General features: G+C 71.0%; 12 protein-coding genes. 5 read left to right on the forward strand and 7 right to left on the reverse strand.

Going from position 1 to position 14,856, the window contains the following annotated elements; translation table 11 throughout:
- Positions 1 to 56: 56 nt before the first annotated feature.
- Both dnaJ and hrcA read right to left on the reverse strand, forming a co-directional pair.
- A complete protein-coding gene (dnaJ, locus tag ACWCPY_RS08355) occupies positions 57 to 1,193 on the reverse strand; it encodes a molecular chaperone DnaJ (protein WP_451263561.1) in 1,137 nt (378 codons plus the stop codon).
- Entirely contained in the window at positions 1,194 to 2,210 is a 1,017-nt protein-coding gene (gene hrcA, locus ACWCPY_RS08360; protein ID WP_266419393.1) for a heat-inducible transcriptional repressor HrcA, read from the reverse strand.
- Between the two features lie 198 nt (positions 2,211 to 2,408).
- Between hrcA and ACWCPY_RS08365 the strand changes: the two genes are divergently transcribed.
- Together ACWCPY_RS08365 and ACWCPY_RS08370 are read left to right on the forward strand one after the other, a co-directional pair.
- The gene (locus tag ACWCPY_RS08365) at positions 2,409 to 3,131 is read left to right on the forward strand and encodes an MBL fold metallo-hydrolase (RefSeq protein ID WP_451263562.1); all 723 of its coding nucleotides are present in this window, start codon (positions 2,409 to 2,411) and stop codon (positions 3,129 to 3,131) included.
- 25 nt (positions 3,132 to 3,156) lie between these two features.
- The gene (locus ACWCPY_RS08370; protein ID WP_329821066.1) at positions 3,157 to 3,975 is read left to right on the forward strand and encodes a DUF3097 domain-containing protein; all 819 of its coding nucleotides are present in this window, start codon (positions 3,157 to 3,159) and stop codon (positions 3,973 to 3,975) included.
- 83 nt (positions 3,976 to 4,058) lie between these two features.
- On the opposite strand, the gene hemW is transcribed toward ACWCPY_RS08370, so the two are convergent.
- From hemW to lepA, 4 genes are all read right to left on the reverse strand, one after another.
- Positions 4,059 to 5,300 (reverse strand): radical SAM family heme chaperone HemW, encoded by a 1,242-nt coding sequence (gene hemW / locus ACWCPY_RS08375; RefSeq protein WP_451263563.1) that lies wholly within the window; start codon positions 5,298 to 5,300, stop codon positions 4,059 to 4,061.
- A gap of 75 nt (positions 5,301 to 5,375) precedes the next feature.
- The gene (locus ACWCPY_RS08380; protein ID WP_451263721.1) at positions 5,376 to 7,301 is read right to left on the reverse strand and encodes a SpoIIE family protein phosphatase; all 1,926 of its coding nucleotides are present in this window, start codon (positions 7,299 to 7,301) and stop codon (positions 5,376 to 5,378) included.
- 190 nt (positions 7,302 to 7,491) lie between these two features.
- Positions 7,492 to 9,381: an AMP-dependent synthetase/ligase gene (locus tag ACWCPY_RS08385; protein WP_451263564.1), complete on the reverse strand. Its 1,890-nt coding sequence runs from the start codon at positions 9,379 to 9,381 to the stop codon at positions 7,492 to 7,494.
- Between the two features lie 362 nt (positions 9,382 to 9,743).
- Positions 9,744 to 11,618 carry a translation elongation factor 4 gene (gene lepA, locus ACWCPY_RS08390; RefSeq protein WP_451263565.1) on the reverse strand — a complete coding sequence of 625 codons (1,875 nt, stop codon included), beginning with the start codon at positions 11,616 to 11,618 and terminating at the stop codon, positions 9,744 to 9,746.
- Between the two features lie 216 nt (positions 11,619 to 11,834).
- Here lepA and rpsT point away from each other — a divergent pair, with 216 nt between their 5' ends.
- The gene (gene rpsT / locus ACWCPY_RS08395) at positions 11,835 to 12,101 is read left to right on the forward strand and encodes a 30S ribosomal protein S20 (protein ID WP_072483588.1); all 267 of its coding nucleotides are present in this window, start codon (positions 11,835 to 11,837) and stop codon (positions 12,099 to 12,101) included.
- Between the two features lie 267 nt (positions 12,102 to 12,368).
- Here rpsT and holA read toward each other — a convergent pair whose 3' ends face one another.
- Complete coding sequence (gene holA / locus ACWCPY_RS08400) at positions 12,369 to 13,355, reverse strand: DNA polymerase III subunit delta (protein ID WP_451263566.1); 987 nt, start codon at positions 13,353 to 13,355, stop codon at positions 12,369 to 12,371.
- 189 nt (positions 13,356 to 13,544) lie between these two features.
- On the opposite strand from holA, the gene ACWCPY_RS08405 reads away from it, so the two are divergent.
- Positions 13,545 to 14,531 (forward strand): aldo/keto reductase, encoded by a 987-nt coding sequence (locus ACWCPY_RS08405; RefSeq protein WP_451263722.1) that lies wholly within the window; start codon positions 13,545 to 13,547, stop codon positions 14,529 to 14,531.
- A 51-nt stretch (positions 14,532 to 14,582) separates the two neighbouring features.
- Complete coding sequence (locus ACWCPY_RS08410) at positions 14,583 to 14,828, forward strand: hypothetical protein (RefSeq protein WP_329821061.1); 246 nt, start codon at positions 14,583 to 14,585, stop codon at positions 14,826 to 14,828.
- Positions 14,829 to 14,856 lie beyond the last annotated feature (28 nt).

A 14,856-nucleotide genomic window follows, 5' to 3' on the forward strand; every position in this document is an offset into this window, starting at 1 on the left:
CGGACGGTCCCGTCGAGCGGGTCCGTCCGGCGTCCGGAACGGGTGCGGCAGACCGGTCAGCGGCCGTTGAAGGCGTCCTTCAGCCGGGAGAACAGTCCCTGCTGGCCGGGCTGGAACTGGCCGGTGGGCCGCTCCTCGCCGCGCACCTTCGCCAGGTCCCGCAGCAGTCGCTCCTGCTCCGGGTCCAGCTTCGTCGGGGTCATCACCTCGACGTGCACGATGAGATCGCCGCGACCGCCGCCACGCAGATGCGTGATGCCGCGTCCGTGCAGCGGGACCGACTGGCCGGACTGGGTGCCCGGCCGGATGTCGACCTCCTCCAGGCCGTCGAGCGTCTCCAGCGGCACCTTGGTGCCGAGCGCGCCCGCCGTCATGGGGATGGTGACCGTGCAGTGCAGGTCGTCGCCCCGGCGCTGGAACACCGCGTGCGAGAGCTCGTGGATCTCCACGTACAGATCGCCGGCCGGGCCGCCGCCGGGACCGACCTCGCCCTCGCCGGCGAGCTGGATGCGGGTGCCGTTGTCGACACCGGCGGGGATCTTCACGGTGAGCGTGCGCCGCGACCGGATGCGGCCGTCACCGGCGCACTCCGGGCACGGCGTCGGCACGACCGTGCCGAAGCCCTGGCACTGCGGGCAGGGCCGCGAGGTCATGACCTGGCCGAGGAAGGACCGGGTGACCTGGGAGACCTCGCCGCGGCCGCGACACATGTCACAGGTCTGGGCGGAGGTGCCGGGGGCGGCGCCCTCGCCGCTGCACGTCGTGCAGACGACGGCCGTGTCGACCTGGATGTCCTTGGTGGTGCCGAACGCGGCCTCGGCCAGATCGATCTCCAGCCGGATCATCGCGTCCTGGCCGCGCCGGGTGCGCGAACGGGGTCCGCGCTGCGACGACGTACCGAAGAACGCGTCCATGATGTCGGAGAAGTTGCCGAAGCCGCCCTGTCCGAATCCGCCCGCGCCACCGCCGCCGGAGGCGGACAGCGGGTCGCCGCCGAGGTCGTAGACCTGCTTCTTCTGCGGGTCCGACAGCACCTCGTAGGCGGCGTTGATCTCCTTGAACCGCTCCTGGGTCTTCGGATCGGGGTTCACATCCGGGTGCAGCTCGCGTGCGAGCCGACGGAATGCCTTCTTGATCTCGTCCTGGGATGCGTCGCGGCGCACGCCGAGTACGGCGTAGTAGTCCGTGGCCACTTACGACTCCGCCAGGATCTGTCCGACGTAACGTGCCACTGCGCGTACCGCTCCCATCGTTCCGGGGTAGTCCATGCGGGTCGGTCCGACCACGCCGAGTTTGGCGACTGCCTCGTCGCCCGAACCGTAGCCGACCGCGACGACGGACGTGGAGTTGAGCCCCTCGTGGGCGTTCTCGTGCCCGATACGTACGGTCATGCCCGAGTCCTTGGCCTCGCCGAGCAGCTTCAGCAGCACGACCTGCTCCTCCAGTGCCTCCAGCACCGGCCGGATCATCACCGGGAAGTCGTGCCCGAAGCGGGTGAGGTTGGAGGTGCCGCCGATCATCAGCCGCTCCTCCGTCTCCTCGACGAGGGTTTCGAGCAGGGTGGAGAGCACGGTGGACACGGTTCCCCGGTCCTCGCTCTCGAAGGATTCCGGCAGGTCCTGCACCAACTGCGGGACGTCCGCGAAACGGCGTCCGACGACCCGGCTGTTGAGCCGGGCCCGCAGATCGGCGAGAGAGGTCTCGCCGAACGGAGCGGGGCAGTCGATCATGCGCTGTTCGACCCGGCCGGTGTCCGTGATCAGTACGAGCATCAGCCGGGCGGCCGCCAGGGACAGCAGCTCCACGTGCCGCACCGTCGACCGGGTCAGCGAGGGGTACTGCACGATGGCGACCTGCCGGGTCAGCTGCGCGAGCAGCCGTACGGTGCGGCCCACGACGTCGTCGAGGTCGACCGCGCCGTCGAGGAAATTGTGAATGGCACGGCGCTCGGGCGACGAGAGGGGCTTGACCCCCGCGAGCCTGTCGACGAAGAGCCGGTAGCCCTTGTCCGTCGGGATGCGTCCGGCGCTGGTGTGGGGCTGGGCGATGAAGCCCTCGTCCTCCAGCACCGCCATGTCGTTGCGGACGGTCGCCGGGGAGACTCCCAGCTTGTGCCGCTCGGTGAGCGCCTTGGAGCCGACGGGCTCCTCCGTGCCGACATAGTCCTGGACGATGGCGCGGAGCACTTCGAGTCTGCGTTCGCTGAGCATCGCGCACACCTCCAGCTGTGTTCCTCGGTGGTTCTCGGGACGTTCCTGTTTCTCTGCCCAGGAATCCGCTTGGCACTCTGTCAACGCGAGTGCCAGCAATCCCCCGGCCAGTGTACGGCGGCCGAGTGGGGACCTAGCAAGGGCGACCGGCCACGCTACCGCGAGACCGTGCAGGTCGTTTGCCGATAGCGTCCCGGTATGGATGCCTCTTGGGAAGAGTTCGGGTGGGAGCGACTCGGTCACGGAGTGGGCCGGCGGCGCCTTCCCGGATGGGACGCGACGGTCGCACTGGTGGCCGGGACGGACGGAGTGCTGCTCTACGACACCGGATCGTCGCTCCGGGAGGGGGCCGAGGTCCGGACCCAGGCGCAGGCTCTGCTGGGCCGGAGGGTGACGCATATCGCACTCAGCCACCCCCATTTCGACCATGTCCTGGGCACCGCCGCGTTCTCCGGCGCCGAGGTGTACGGGGCGGTCGGCCTGGCGGAGCTGCTGGAGCGGGAGGCCGCGGAGCTGCACACCTCGGCGGTGCGCCACGGGGTCGCCGAGCACGACGCGGCGGAGGCCGTGGACGCGCTGGTGGCACCGCACCACCAGGTGTGCGGCGAGTGGACGCTCGACCTGGGCGGCGGGCGCGAGGTGGTGCTGGCCGACGTGGGCCCCGCGCACAGCGGCCACGACCTGGTGGCGGTGGTCCCCGGCTCCCCCGCGATCGTGCTCTGCGGCGACCTGGTCGAGGAGTCCGGCGAACCGCAGGCGGGCCGGGACGCGTTCCCCGCCCGCTGGCCGGCCGCGCTGGACCGGGTGCTGGCGCTGGGCGGCGAGGACGCGGTGTACGTACCGGGGCACGGGGCGGTGGTGGACGCGGCGTTCGTACAGGACCAGCGCGAACAACTGGCCGTACGCTTCGGCGTGTCGTGACGCGTTGTCGTCCTATCGTCGTCCGATGCGCAGCTACCAGCCGGACCTGACCCCGCCGTGGAAGAAGTCCGCCCCCGTTCCCGAGGTCCCCGCCGAGACCGATCTGGTCGTGGAGGAGGTCTCCACCGGATTCTGCGGCGCGGTGATCCGCTGCGAGAAGACGGCCCAGGGTCCGACGGTGACCCTGGAGGACCGTTTCGGCAAGCACCGGGTCTTCCCGATGGAGCCGCGCGGCTTCCTGCTGGAGGGGCGGGTGGTCACCCTGGTCCGCCCCTCGGCCGCCGCTCCGGTGCGCCCCGCCCGTACGGCCTCGGGCTCGATCGCGGTCCCCGGGGCGCGCGCCCGGGTGGCGCGGGCGGGCCGGATCTATGTGGAGGGCCGGCACGACGCGGAGCTGGTCGAGCGGGTCTGGGGCGACGACCTTCGGATCGAGGGCGTGGTCGTCGAGTATCTGGAGGGCATCGACGACCTCCCGGCCATCGTGCGCGAGTTCTCCCCGGGCCCGGACGCCAGACTGGGCGTCCTGGTCGACCACCTGGTCCCCGGCTCCAAGGAGTCCCGGATCGCCGACCGGGTGTCGGACGCGGACGTACTGGTGGTCGGCCATCCCTACATCGACGTGTGGGAGGCGGTGAAGCCGTCCTCCGTGGGCATCACGGCCTGGCCTGCGGTACCGCGCGGCCAGGACTGGAAGACGGGCGTGTGCCGCGCGCTCGGCTGGCCGGAGAACACCGGCGCGGCCTGGCAGCGCATCCTGTCCACGGTCCGCTCGTACCGCGACCTGGAACCGTCACTGCTGGGTTCGGTGGAACACCTGATCGACTTCGTGACGGCGCCGGAGTAGGGGTTGCTCCAGCCCCCTCCGGCGGACATTCCAGCCCCCTCCGGCGATTGAGGAGCGGGGGTCCGGGGCGGGGCCCCGGACCCTCAGTCCACCAGGTCCCGGACCACCGCGTCCGCCAGCAACCGCCCCCGCAGGGTCAGCACCGCCCGCCCCTGCTCGTACGGCCCGGACTCCAGGAGCCCGTCCGCCAGGGCGCGGCGGGACGCGGCCAGACCGGCCGGGGCCAGCAGCGACAGCGGGCAGCCGTCGGCGAGCCGGAGCTCCAGCAGGATCCGCTCCACCCGCCGGTCCTCCGCGGAGAGGATCTCGCGCCCGGCGCCCGGCGACCGCCCCTCGGCCAGCGCCTGCGCGTACGCCCCCGGATGCTTCACGTTCCACCAGCGCACCCCGCCGACATGGCTGTGCGCCCCGGGCCCGGCGCCCCACCAGTCGGCCCCGCGCCAGTACAGCTCGTTGTGCAGGCACCGGCCCTCGGGCGTGCGGGCCCAGTTCGACACCTCGTACCAGGAGAAGCCCGCCGCGGCCATCGCCTCGTCGGCGATCAGATAGCGGTCGGCGTGGACGTCGTCGTCCGTCATCGGGACCTCGCCGCGCCGGATCCGCCGCGCCAGCTGCGTCCCCTCCTCGACGATCAGCGCGTACGCCGAGACATGGTCCGGCCCAGCGCCGATCGCCGCGTCCAGCGAGGCCCGCCAGTCGTCGTCGGACTCCCCGGGCGTGCCGTAGATCAGGTCGAGGTTGACGTGCTCGAAGCCCGCCTCCCGGGCCTCGGCGACACACGCCTCGGGCCGCCCCGGCGTGTGCGTGCGGTCCAGGATCTTCAGTACGTGCTGCCGGGCGCTCTGCATCCCGAACGAGATCCGGTTGAAGCCGCCCTCCCGCAGCTCGGCGAGGTACGCGGGGCCGACGGACTCCGGGTTGGCCTCGGTGGTGATCTCGGCGTCGTCCGCGAGGCCGAACTCCTCCCGGATCGCCCCCAGCATCCGGACCAGGTCCGCCGCCGCCAGCAGGGTCGGCGTGCCGCCGCCGACGAAGACCGTACGGACCGGGCGCGGATCGTCGCCGAGGACCTTGCGGGCCTGGCGGACCTCGCCGATCAGATGCTCGGCGTAGTTGTCCCGGGAGGCCAGCGCGCCGCCGGAGCCGCGCAGCTCGGTGGCGGTGTAGGTGTTGAAGTCGCAGTAGCCGCAGCGGGTCGCGCAGTACGGCACGTGCAGATAGAAGCCGAGCGGCCGGCCGGCCGCGCCTTCCAGGGCGTGGCGGGGCAGCGCCCCGTCGTCGGGTACGGGTTCACCATCGGGCAGTACGGAAGGCATACCGCCCATTGTCGCTCGCCGCCGGGGAACGCCCGGCCACGCCCGTGATCGCGGAGGGCGCCCGTGCCCCGGCGGCGCGGGTCCTCACCCGGCCTGGAGCACCAGCAGCGCCAGGTCGTCGTCGGGCGGCCGCTCGGCGAATTCGTGCACCGCCCGCTTGATCCGGTCCGCGATCCCGTCCGCCGACAGCCCGGTGCAGTCGGCCAGCGCCCGGGCCAGTCCGTCCCCGTCGTCGAACATCAGCGGTCCGGAGCGCCGCTCCGTCACCCCGTCCGTGACGCACAGCAGGCTGTCGCCGGGTGCCAGATCGAAGCTCTGGCTCTCATAGGCGACGTCGTCGAAGATCCCGAGCAGCATCTGCGGCTCGGCGGCCGGGCGCACCTCGCCGTCGGGCCGCAGCAGCAGCGGCAGCGGGTGGCCGGCGCTGGCCAGGGTGCAGTGCACGCCGCCGCCGGGCAGCGGTACGAGCTCTCCGTACAGCAGGGACAGGAAGCGGGACTGCCCGGTGTCCGCGGTCTGCTGGCCGCCGGCCGCGGCCACCATGAGCGCGGCGGCCTCGGCGGCCTCCATCGCGTCGTCGAGGAGCAGCCGGTTGAGCCGGTCCAGGACCTCGCCGACGCCGAAGCCCTCGCGGGCCAGCAGCCGCAGCCAGGGCCGGGCGAGGCCGGTGACGACGGCGGCCTCGGGGCCGCTGCCCTGCACGTCGCCGAGTACGAAGCACCAGCGGTCGCCGGGGCACGGGAAGATGTCGTAGAAGTCACCGCCGACGACGCCGTCGTCGCTGGGCTCGTACACCAGCGAGCTGGTGACCCCCGGTATGTCGGCGACCTTGCCGGGCAGCAGGGCGCGCTGGAGGATGCGGCTGATGGTGGCCTGCCGGGTGTACTCGCGGGCGGCGCCGACGGCGAGGCCGACCCGGCGAACGAAGTCCTCGATGAGCGCGGTCACTTCGTCGGGGACGCGGGCGAGGCCCTCCCGGCCGAGGAGTACGGCGCCGAGGGTCCGGCCGCCCGAGGTGATCCGGTAGGCGAGGGCCGACACGGCGGGCTCGTCGGTCTTCGCGCCCTCCTCCTCGCCCCCGGGCCACGGCATGGAGACGGGTCCGGTGCCGACCCGCTCGGGGAGCCGGATCGGGTCCTGCTCCAGCAGGATGCGCAGCCGCCCGGTCTCGGCCTCGTCCCGGTGCCAGACGCTGGCGAGCCGGGGGACGGCGGAGGGGCCGCCGTTCTCGGGTTCCAGCCAGATCGCGCACCAGTCGGCGAGCCTGGGCACCAGTAACTGTCCGGAGAGCGCCGCGACGATGTCCTCGTCGAGCTGGCCGGCGAGCAGGTCCGAGGCCTCGGCGAGGAACGAGAGCGCGCCGCGGCCGGCCCAGTCCGCGTCGTCGCGCAGCGCGCGGCGGGCGGAGGGGGCGAGCAGTTCGGCGGCGCGCAGGCCCTGCTGGAACCCGGGCTCGGCCGCCGGTTCCGGGAAGGGGTTCCAGTCGTCCACGGGGAGCCGGGCCCAGACGGTCTTGAGGCCGGTGCGGTAGGTGATGCCCCAGCGTTCGGCGAGGGTGCCGACGAGCTGGAGCCCGCGACCGTAATCGGCGGGCTCGTCGGGGCCGACGAGGCCGGTGCCCGCCGCCGCGTCGGCCGCGCTCCCGGACTCCGGGCGGTCGCTGCGCACGGCGCGGGCCGGGTGGTGGTCCGAGACCTCCAGCACCAGGGCCGCGACCTCGTCCTCGGTGGCCTCCTCCAGCCGGGCGAGCAGCTCCACATTGGTCCCGGCGTGCACGACCGCGTTGGTGACCAGCTCGCTGACGACCACCTCCGCGTCCTCGGCCACGCGCTCGCTGAAGCCCACGGCCGCCGGCAGCCCCAGCCCGGTCCACTCGCCGAGCGCGGCCCGGACGAACCTGCGGGCGGCGGAGGGTGCGAGGAGGTTGCCGGGCAGGGACGTATGGGCGGCCGGCCGCGCGTCCGCACGGCCTGAGGGATCACCGGGACGCTGAACGATGTCCCGCTGCAAGGGAATGGGCCCCACGGTGCAGCTCCTGACCTGTTCTCGCTCTGTCTGTTCTCGTTGCTGTCTGTCTGTTCTCGTTGGGCGGCGCTGACGACACCGACAGAGTGACAGATGGACCATGCTCATAAGCAACGAGTTGCCGAAGTGAGCGGAGAAAATGAGCGGGGAGGAACACCGTGGGGACGGACAGGCCCTACGCCTCGCGGGTCCCCGCGTACATGTCGTCGATGAGGCCCTTGTACGCGCGCTCGACGACCGGCCGCTTCAGCTTGAGGCTGGGCGTCAGCTCGCCGTGCTCGATGTCGAGGTCGCGGGGCAGCAGCCGGAACTTCTTGATGGTCTGCCAGCGCTGCAGCCCCTCGTTGAGCCGCTTCACATAGCCCTCGATGAGCGCCACGGCCTGTGGTGAGGCCACCACTTCGGCGTACGGCTTCCCGCCCAGGCCGTTCTCGGCGGCCCAGCCGAGGATGGTCGGCTCGTCGAGGGCGATCAGGGCGGTGCAGAAGTTACGGTCCGCGCCGTGCACCAGGATGTTGGAGACGAACGGGCAGACCGCCTTGAACTGTCCCTCGACCTCCGCCGGGGCGATGTACTTGCCGCCGGACGTCTTGATCAGGTCCTTCTTGCGGTCGGTGATCCGGAGATAGCCGTCCACGGACAGCTCGCCGATGTCGCCGGTGTGGAACCATCCGTCCGGCTCCAGCACCTCGGCGGTCTTCTCCGGCTGGCCGTGGTAGCCCTCCATCACACCGGGGCCGCGCAGCAGGATCTCGCCGTCGTCCGCGATCCGTACCTCGGTGCCGGGGAGCGGCTTGCCGACGGTGCCGGTGCGGTAGGCCTCGCCCGGGTTGACGAAGGAGGCGGCGCTGGACTCGGTGAGGCCGTAGCCCTCCAGGACGTGGATCCCGACGCCGGAGAAGAAGAGGCCGATGTCGGGGGCGAGCGCGGCGGAGCCGGAGACACAGGCGCGCAGCCGGCCACCGAAGGCCTCGCGGATCTTGGCGAAGACGAGGGTGTCGGCGACCTTGTGCTTGGCGCCGAGCGCGAACGGGACGGAGGCCGTACCGGTGCGCCGGAAGTTGTCCTGCGAGACCGTCGCGTACTCGCGGGCGACGCCGGCCGCCCACTGGAAGATCTTGTACTTGGCCCCGCCGCCGGCCCGCGCCTTGGCGGCGACGCCGTTGTAGACCTTCTCGAAGATCCGGGGCACGGCGGCCATGTACGTCGGCTGGACCACCGGCAGATTCTCGATGATCTTGTCGACCCGGCCGTCGACGGCGGTGACGTGGCCGACCTCGATCTGGCCCGAGGTGAGGACCTTGCCGAAGACGTGCGCGAGCGGCAGCCAGAGGTACTGGACGTCGTCGGAGTCGATGAGGCCGGTCGCCACGGTGGCCTTGGCCATGTACGACCAGTTGTCGTGCGGCAGGCGCACGCCCTTGGGGCGGCCGGTGGTGCCCGAGGTGTAGATCAGGGTGGCCAGCTGGTCGGCCGTGATGGCGGCGACCCGCTCCTTGATGGCCTCGGGGTGCTGCGCCAGGTATTCGGCGCCGCGGGCCTCCAGATCGGCGAGGGTGAGCACCCAGCCCTCCGGGTCGCCCTCGGCGGGGCCTGCGTCCTCGGGGTCGATGACGACGACATGGGCGAGGTCCGGCAGCTCGGCCCGGCGCTCGCGGGCCTTGGCCAGCTGGGCGGCGTCCTCGGCGATCAGCACCCGGCTCCCGGAGTCGGAGAGGATGAAGGCCGACTCCTCCGCGTTGGTCGACGGGTAGATCGTGGTGGTGGCGGCGCCCGCGCACAGCACGCCGAGGTCGACGAGGATCCATTCCACTCGCGTACTGGCGGCGAGCGCGACCCGTTCCTCCGGCCGCACACCCAGACCGATGAGCCCTGCCGCGACGGCGTAGACCCGCTCGGCCGCCTGCGCCCAGCTCAACGACTTCCACTCATCGGGACCCTCGCCGGTGGCCGAGGGGACGGGGTAGCGGTAGGCCTCCCCGTCCGGGGTGGCCGCCACGCGGTCGATGAAGAGGTTCGCCACGGAGGGCGGTCGGTTCTCGATCAAGGTCTGTGTGTCGCTCACGACGTCCTCCGGGCCTGCGGCAGTGCTTCACGACCGGCTGCTGGTTGCTGCTTGATCCTGCGGGTGTCTGCGTGCTTGATCCTGCGGCGCTCGTCCTGCGGGGCTTGTTCCACTGTCCTGCGGGCTCGTTCCGCGCGGGGCTTGTTTAACTGGCGAGTAACTACGAAGCCGTGATCAGGGTAGAGCGCCCGCGTCCACCGCGTAAGAGGCAACGGGCCGCCGCTTCATAACAAACGGGCCCCCGTGTCGCGAGGTGCTGCGACACGGGGGCCGTTCGGACTGCCACCGGGCGGGTGCGGAGCGAGCCGGACCCCGGACCCCGGCCGCGGCCGGGGTCCGGATCGGGAGCGGGCTCGGGCGGACTACTTCTTGCCCTTGCCCTCGCCGCCCGACTCGTCCGTGGACAGCACGGCGATGAAGGCCTCCTGCGGCACCTCCACGTTGCCGACCATCTTCATCCGCTTCTTGCCTTCCTTCTGCTTCTCCAGCAGCTTCCGCTTACGGGAGATGTCGCCGCCGTAGCACTTGGCGAGGACGTCCTTGCGGATGGCGCGGACGGTCTCACGGGCGATGACCCGGGAGCCGATGGCGGCCTGGATCGGCACCTCGAAGTTCTGCCGCGGGATCAGCTCGCGCAGCTTGGCCACGAGCCGGACACCGTACGCGTACGCCTTGTCCTTGTGGGTGACCGCGGAGAAGGCGTCGACCTTGTCGCCGTGCAGCAGGATGTCGACCTTGACGAGCTGGGCCGTCTGCTCGCCGGTGGGCTCGTAGTCGAGCGAGGCGTAACCCCGGGTCTTGGACTTCAGCTGGTCGAAGAAGTCGAAGACGATCTCGGCCAGCGGCAGGGTGTAGCGGATCTCGACCCGGTCCTCGGAGAGGTAGTCCATGCCGAGCAGGGTGCCGCGCCGGTTCTGGCAGAGCTCCATGATCGCGCCGATGAACTCGCTGGGGGCCAGGACCGTGGCGCGCACGACGGGCTCGTGCACCTTGTCGATCTTGCCCTCGGGGAATTCGCTCGGGTTGGTGACGGTGTGCTCGGTGCCGTCCTCCATGTCGACGCGGTAGACCACGTTGGGGGCGGTGGCGATGAGTTCGAGGCCGAACTCCCGCTCCAGCCGCTCCCGGATCACATCGAGGTGGAGCAGCCCGAGGAAGCCGACGCGGAAGCCGAAGCCGAGGGCCGCGGAGGTCTCCGGCTCGTACACCAGGGCGGCGTCGTTGAGCTGGAGCTTGTCCAGCGCCTCACGCAGGTCCGGGTAGTCCGATCCGTCCAGCGGGTAGAGGCCCGAGAACACCATCGGCTTGGGGTCCTTGTAGCCGCCCAGCGCCTCGGTCGCACCCTTGTTCAGGGAGGTGATGGTGTCACCGACCTTGGACTGCCGGACGTCCTTCACCCCGGTGATGATGTAGCCGACCTCACCCACGCCGAGTCCGTCGGCCGGGGTCATCTCCGGGGAGGAGACCCCGATCTCCAGCAGCTCGTGGGTGGCGCCGGTGGACATCATCCGGATGCGCTCGCGCTTGTTGAGCTGACCGTCGACGACACGGACGTACGTGACGACGCCCCGGTACGAGTCGTAGACCGAGTCGAAGATCATCGCGCGGGCCGGGGCGTCCGCCTGGCCGATCGGGGCCGGGACGTCCCTGACCACCCGGTCGAGCAGCGCGTCCACGCCGATGCCGGTCTTCGCGGAGACCTTGAGCACGTCCTCCGGCTGGCAGCCGATGAGGTTGGCCAGCTCCTCGGAGAACTTCTCGGGCTGCGCGGCCGGCAGGTCGATCTTGTTGAGCACCGGGACGATGGTGAGGTCGTTCTCCATCGCCAGGTAGAGGTTGGCCAGCGTCTGGGCCTCGATGCCCTGCGCGGCGTCGACCAGCAGGACCGTGCCCTCGCAGGCGGCGAGCGAACGGGAGACCTCGTAGGTGAAGTCCACGTGGCCCGGGGTGTCGATCATGTTGAGGACATGGGTGCGGCCCTGGCCCTCGCCCGTGTCGGGCGTCCAGGGCAGACGCACCGCCTGGGACTTGATGGTGATGCCGCGCTCGCGCTCGATGTCCATACGGTCGAGGTACTGAGCGCGCATCTGCCGCTGGTCGACCACGCCGGTCAGCTGGAGCATCCGGTCGGCAAGGGTCGACTTGCCGTGGTCGATGTGCGCGATGATGCAGAAGTTGCGGATCAGCGCCGGGTCGGTACGGCTCGGCTCGGGCACGTTGGTAGGAGTCGCGGGCACGCAGGGTCCTGATTCTTGAGACGCCGAACGCCGTGTCTCGGGTCGATGTCGGTTCGGTCGGATCGATACGTAGCCTCCATCGTCCCATGGTTGCGGGGCGGAGACCGGTTTGGGCCGGTCGGAGCGGGACTGGTACCGTTGACAGCTGTGCCTGGCGACTCTCTTGAGCCGTGGGGCGCACACCGAAGATCCATCGAACCTGAAAAGGCTCTTTTCGTGGCGAACATCAAGTCCCAGATCAAGCGGAACAAGACGAACGAGAAGGCGCGCCTGCGCAACAAGGCCGTCAAGTCCTCGCTCAAGACCGCTATCCGCAAGGCCCGTGAGGCTGCCGCCGCCGGTGACGTCGAGAAGGCCACCTCGGCCGCTCGCGACGCCTCCCGCGCGCTCGACAAGGCCGTCTCGAAGGGTGTCATCCACAAGAACGCCGCCGCCAACAAGAAGTCGGCGCTGGCCTCCAAGGTTGCCTCCCTCCAGGGCTGAGCATTCTGATGTGATCGCCGGGACGGACCCAGCGGGCCCTCTCTCCCGTTCCTGACCGGCACCCCGCGCCGCACACCGAACCTGCGTTCGCCACGCGGGTGCGGCGCACCAAGCGTGAACCGAGGCCCCGGCCCCGCTCTCCCCGGAGCGAGGACCGGGGCCTTCGGCGTACCCGTTCCGGGGGCGGGGCCTTCGGCTTACGTGCTTCTGCGGGGCCCGGGGGCCGGGCCGGGGCGCGGTCCCGGCCCTGATCCGCCGGTCAAGGCCCTACCGCCCCGACCGTGCCGCCCGCGCGATCGCGACCACGGCCTTCTCCAGGGCGTACTCCGGATCGTCCCCGCCGCCCTTGACCCCCGCGTCGGCCTCCGCGACCGCCCGCAGCGCCAGGGCCACCCCGTCCGGCGTCCAGCCGCGCATCTGCTGCCGGACCCGGTCGATCTTCCACGGCGGCATGCCCAGCTCACGGGCGAGGTCGGCGGGCCGTCCGCCACGGGCCGAGGACAGCTTGCCGATCGCCCGTACACCCTGCGCCAGCGCACTGGTGATCAGCACCGGCGCGACTCCCGTCGACAGCGACCAGCGCAGGGCCTCCAGCGCCTCCGCCGCCCGCCCCTCCACCGCGCGGTCGGCGACCGTGAAGCTCGACGCCTCGGCGCGGCCCGTGTAGTAACGGGCGACGACCGCCTCGTCGATGGTGCCCTCGACATCCGCGACGAGCTGCGAGACCGCGCTCGCCAGCTCCCGGAGATCGCTGCCGATGGAGTCGACCAGCGCCTGGCACGCCTCCGGTGTCGCCGAACGCCCCAGCGCCCGGAACTCCGACCGTACGAACGACAGCCGCTCGGCCGGCTTGGTCGTCTTCGGGCAGGCGACCTCCCGCGCCCCCGCCTTGCGCGCCGCGTCCAGCAGACCCTTGCCCTTGGCGCCGCCCGCGTGCAGCAGCACGAGGGTGATCTCCTCGACCGGATCGCCGAGATACGCCTTGACGTCCTTGACCGAGTCGGCGGAGAGGTCCTGCGCACCGCGCACGATCACCACCTTGCGCTCGGCGAAGAGCGAGGGACTCGTCAGCTCCGCGAGGGTGCCCGGCTGGAGCTGGTCGGAGGTGAGGTCGCGGACATCGGTGTCGGGGTCGGCGGCACGGGCCGCCGCCACCACCTGTTGCACGGCGCGGTCGAGGAGCAGGTCCTCCTGGCCCACGGCGAGCGTGAGGGGGGCGAGCGGGTCGTCGGTGGAATTCCTTCTGGTGGCCATCGCCGTCCAGCATCCCATGCACCACTGACAGCCCCGGCCTCCCTCCCCGCGCCGCCCGGCCCTCCACTTGCCGCTCGGCCTCCCACTCCCTCTGCTCGGCCTGCCGGGAAAATCCCGCACATCGCTAGGATTCCAGCCGCGACAACGGATCAAGTGAATTCCAGAGGAGAACCCGAATTGAGTTCGTCAATGATTCCACGCCGCCGGCTCGGCAATACCGGACTGGAGGTTTCCGCTCTCGGACTGGGCTGCATGGGAATGAGTCAGACATATGGAATTCCGGACGACAAGGAATCCATGAGGACCATCCATCGCGCCCTCGACCTCGGCTGCGATTTCTTCGACACGGCGGAGTCCTACGGTCCGTTCGTCAACGAAGAACTCTTAGGCAGGGCGCTGCGCGGCCGCCGGGACGACGCGGTCGTCGCGACGAAGTTCGGCTGGGAGTACGAGGGCACCGCGCGGGGCGCGCTCAACAGCCGGCCCGAGCACATACGCGAGGCGGTCGACAGGAGCCTGGGTCGGCTGGATACGGACCGGATCGACCTGCTGTATCAGCACCGGGTCGACCTGGAGGTGCCGATCGAGGACGTGGCCGGGGCGGTCGGCGAACTCATCGCGGCCGGAAAGATTCTTCACTTCGGTCTCTCGGAGGCGGGAGCGAACACCGTCCGCCGGGCGCACGAAGTCTGTCCCGTATCGGTTCTCCAGACGGAGTACTCCCTGTGGGAACGTCATCTGGAGCAGGAGATCCTGCCGGTGATCCGAGATCTGGGCATCGGCCTCGTCCCCTATTCTCCGCTGGGTCGCGGATTCCTGACCGGCACTGCGGTCCGCGCGGAAGAATATCCGGACAACGACTATCGCAGGCATGATCCGCGATTCCAGGGCGATAACTTCAGGGTCAATTCCGCGGCTGCCGACGTGGTGCGGGACGTCGCCCGCGGGTGCGGTGCGACCCCGGCGCAGGTGTCGCTCGCCTGGCTGCTGCACCGGGGCGACGACATCGTGCCGATCCCCGGCACGAAGCGCAGGGCGACGCTGGAGGAGAACCTCGCGGCGGCGGAACTCGCGCTCGGCCCGGACGAACTGCGGCGCCTGGATGCGGCGCTGCCGCCGTCGGCGGTCGCCGGCAGCCGGTACCCCGAGAGCGTCATGCACATGAACGGCCGATAGAGACCGCCTCCACCGGACCGCGCGGCATACCGGGTACGGGAGAATGGGCAGGTGAGCGATGTGAGACATGTGCTGGTGCTGCCCGACCGCGATGCCGCGGAGGAGGTGGCCGGAGAGCTCGGCGACCGCTTCGGGGTGACCGAGGAGCCCCAGCTCGTACGCGACGCGCTGGCCGGTGAGGACGATGCCGAGGACGCCCAGTGGCTGGTGGTCGTGGAGGACCCGTCGGGGCGGCTGGACTCCTCGGCACTCGACGCCTTCGCCGCGGAGTACGAGGGGTGGCTCGAAGCTCCGTAGGACGCGTCGGCCGAGGGGCGCGGCCCCG

The sequence above is a fragment of the Streptomyces sp. NPDC002403 genome (assembly GCF_053593015.1).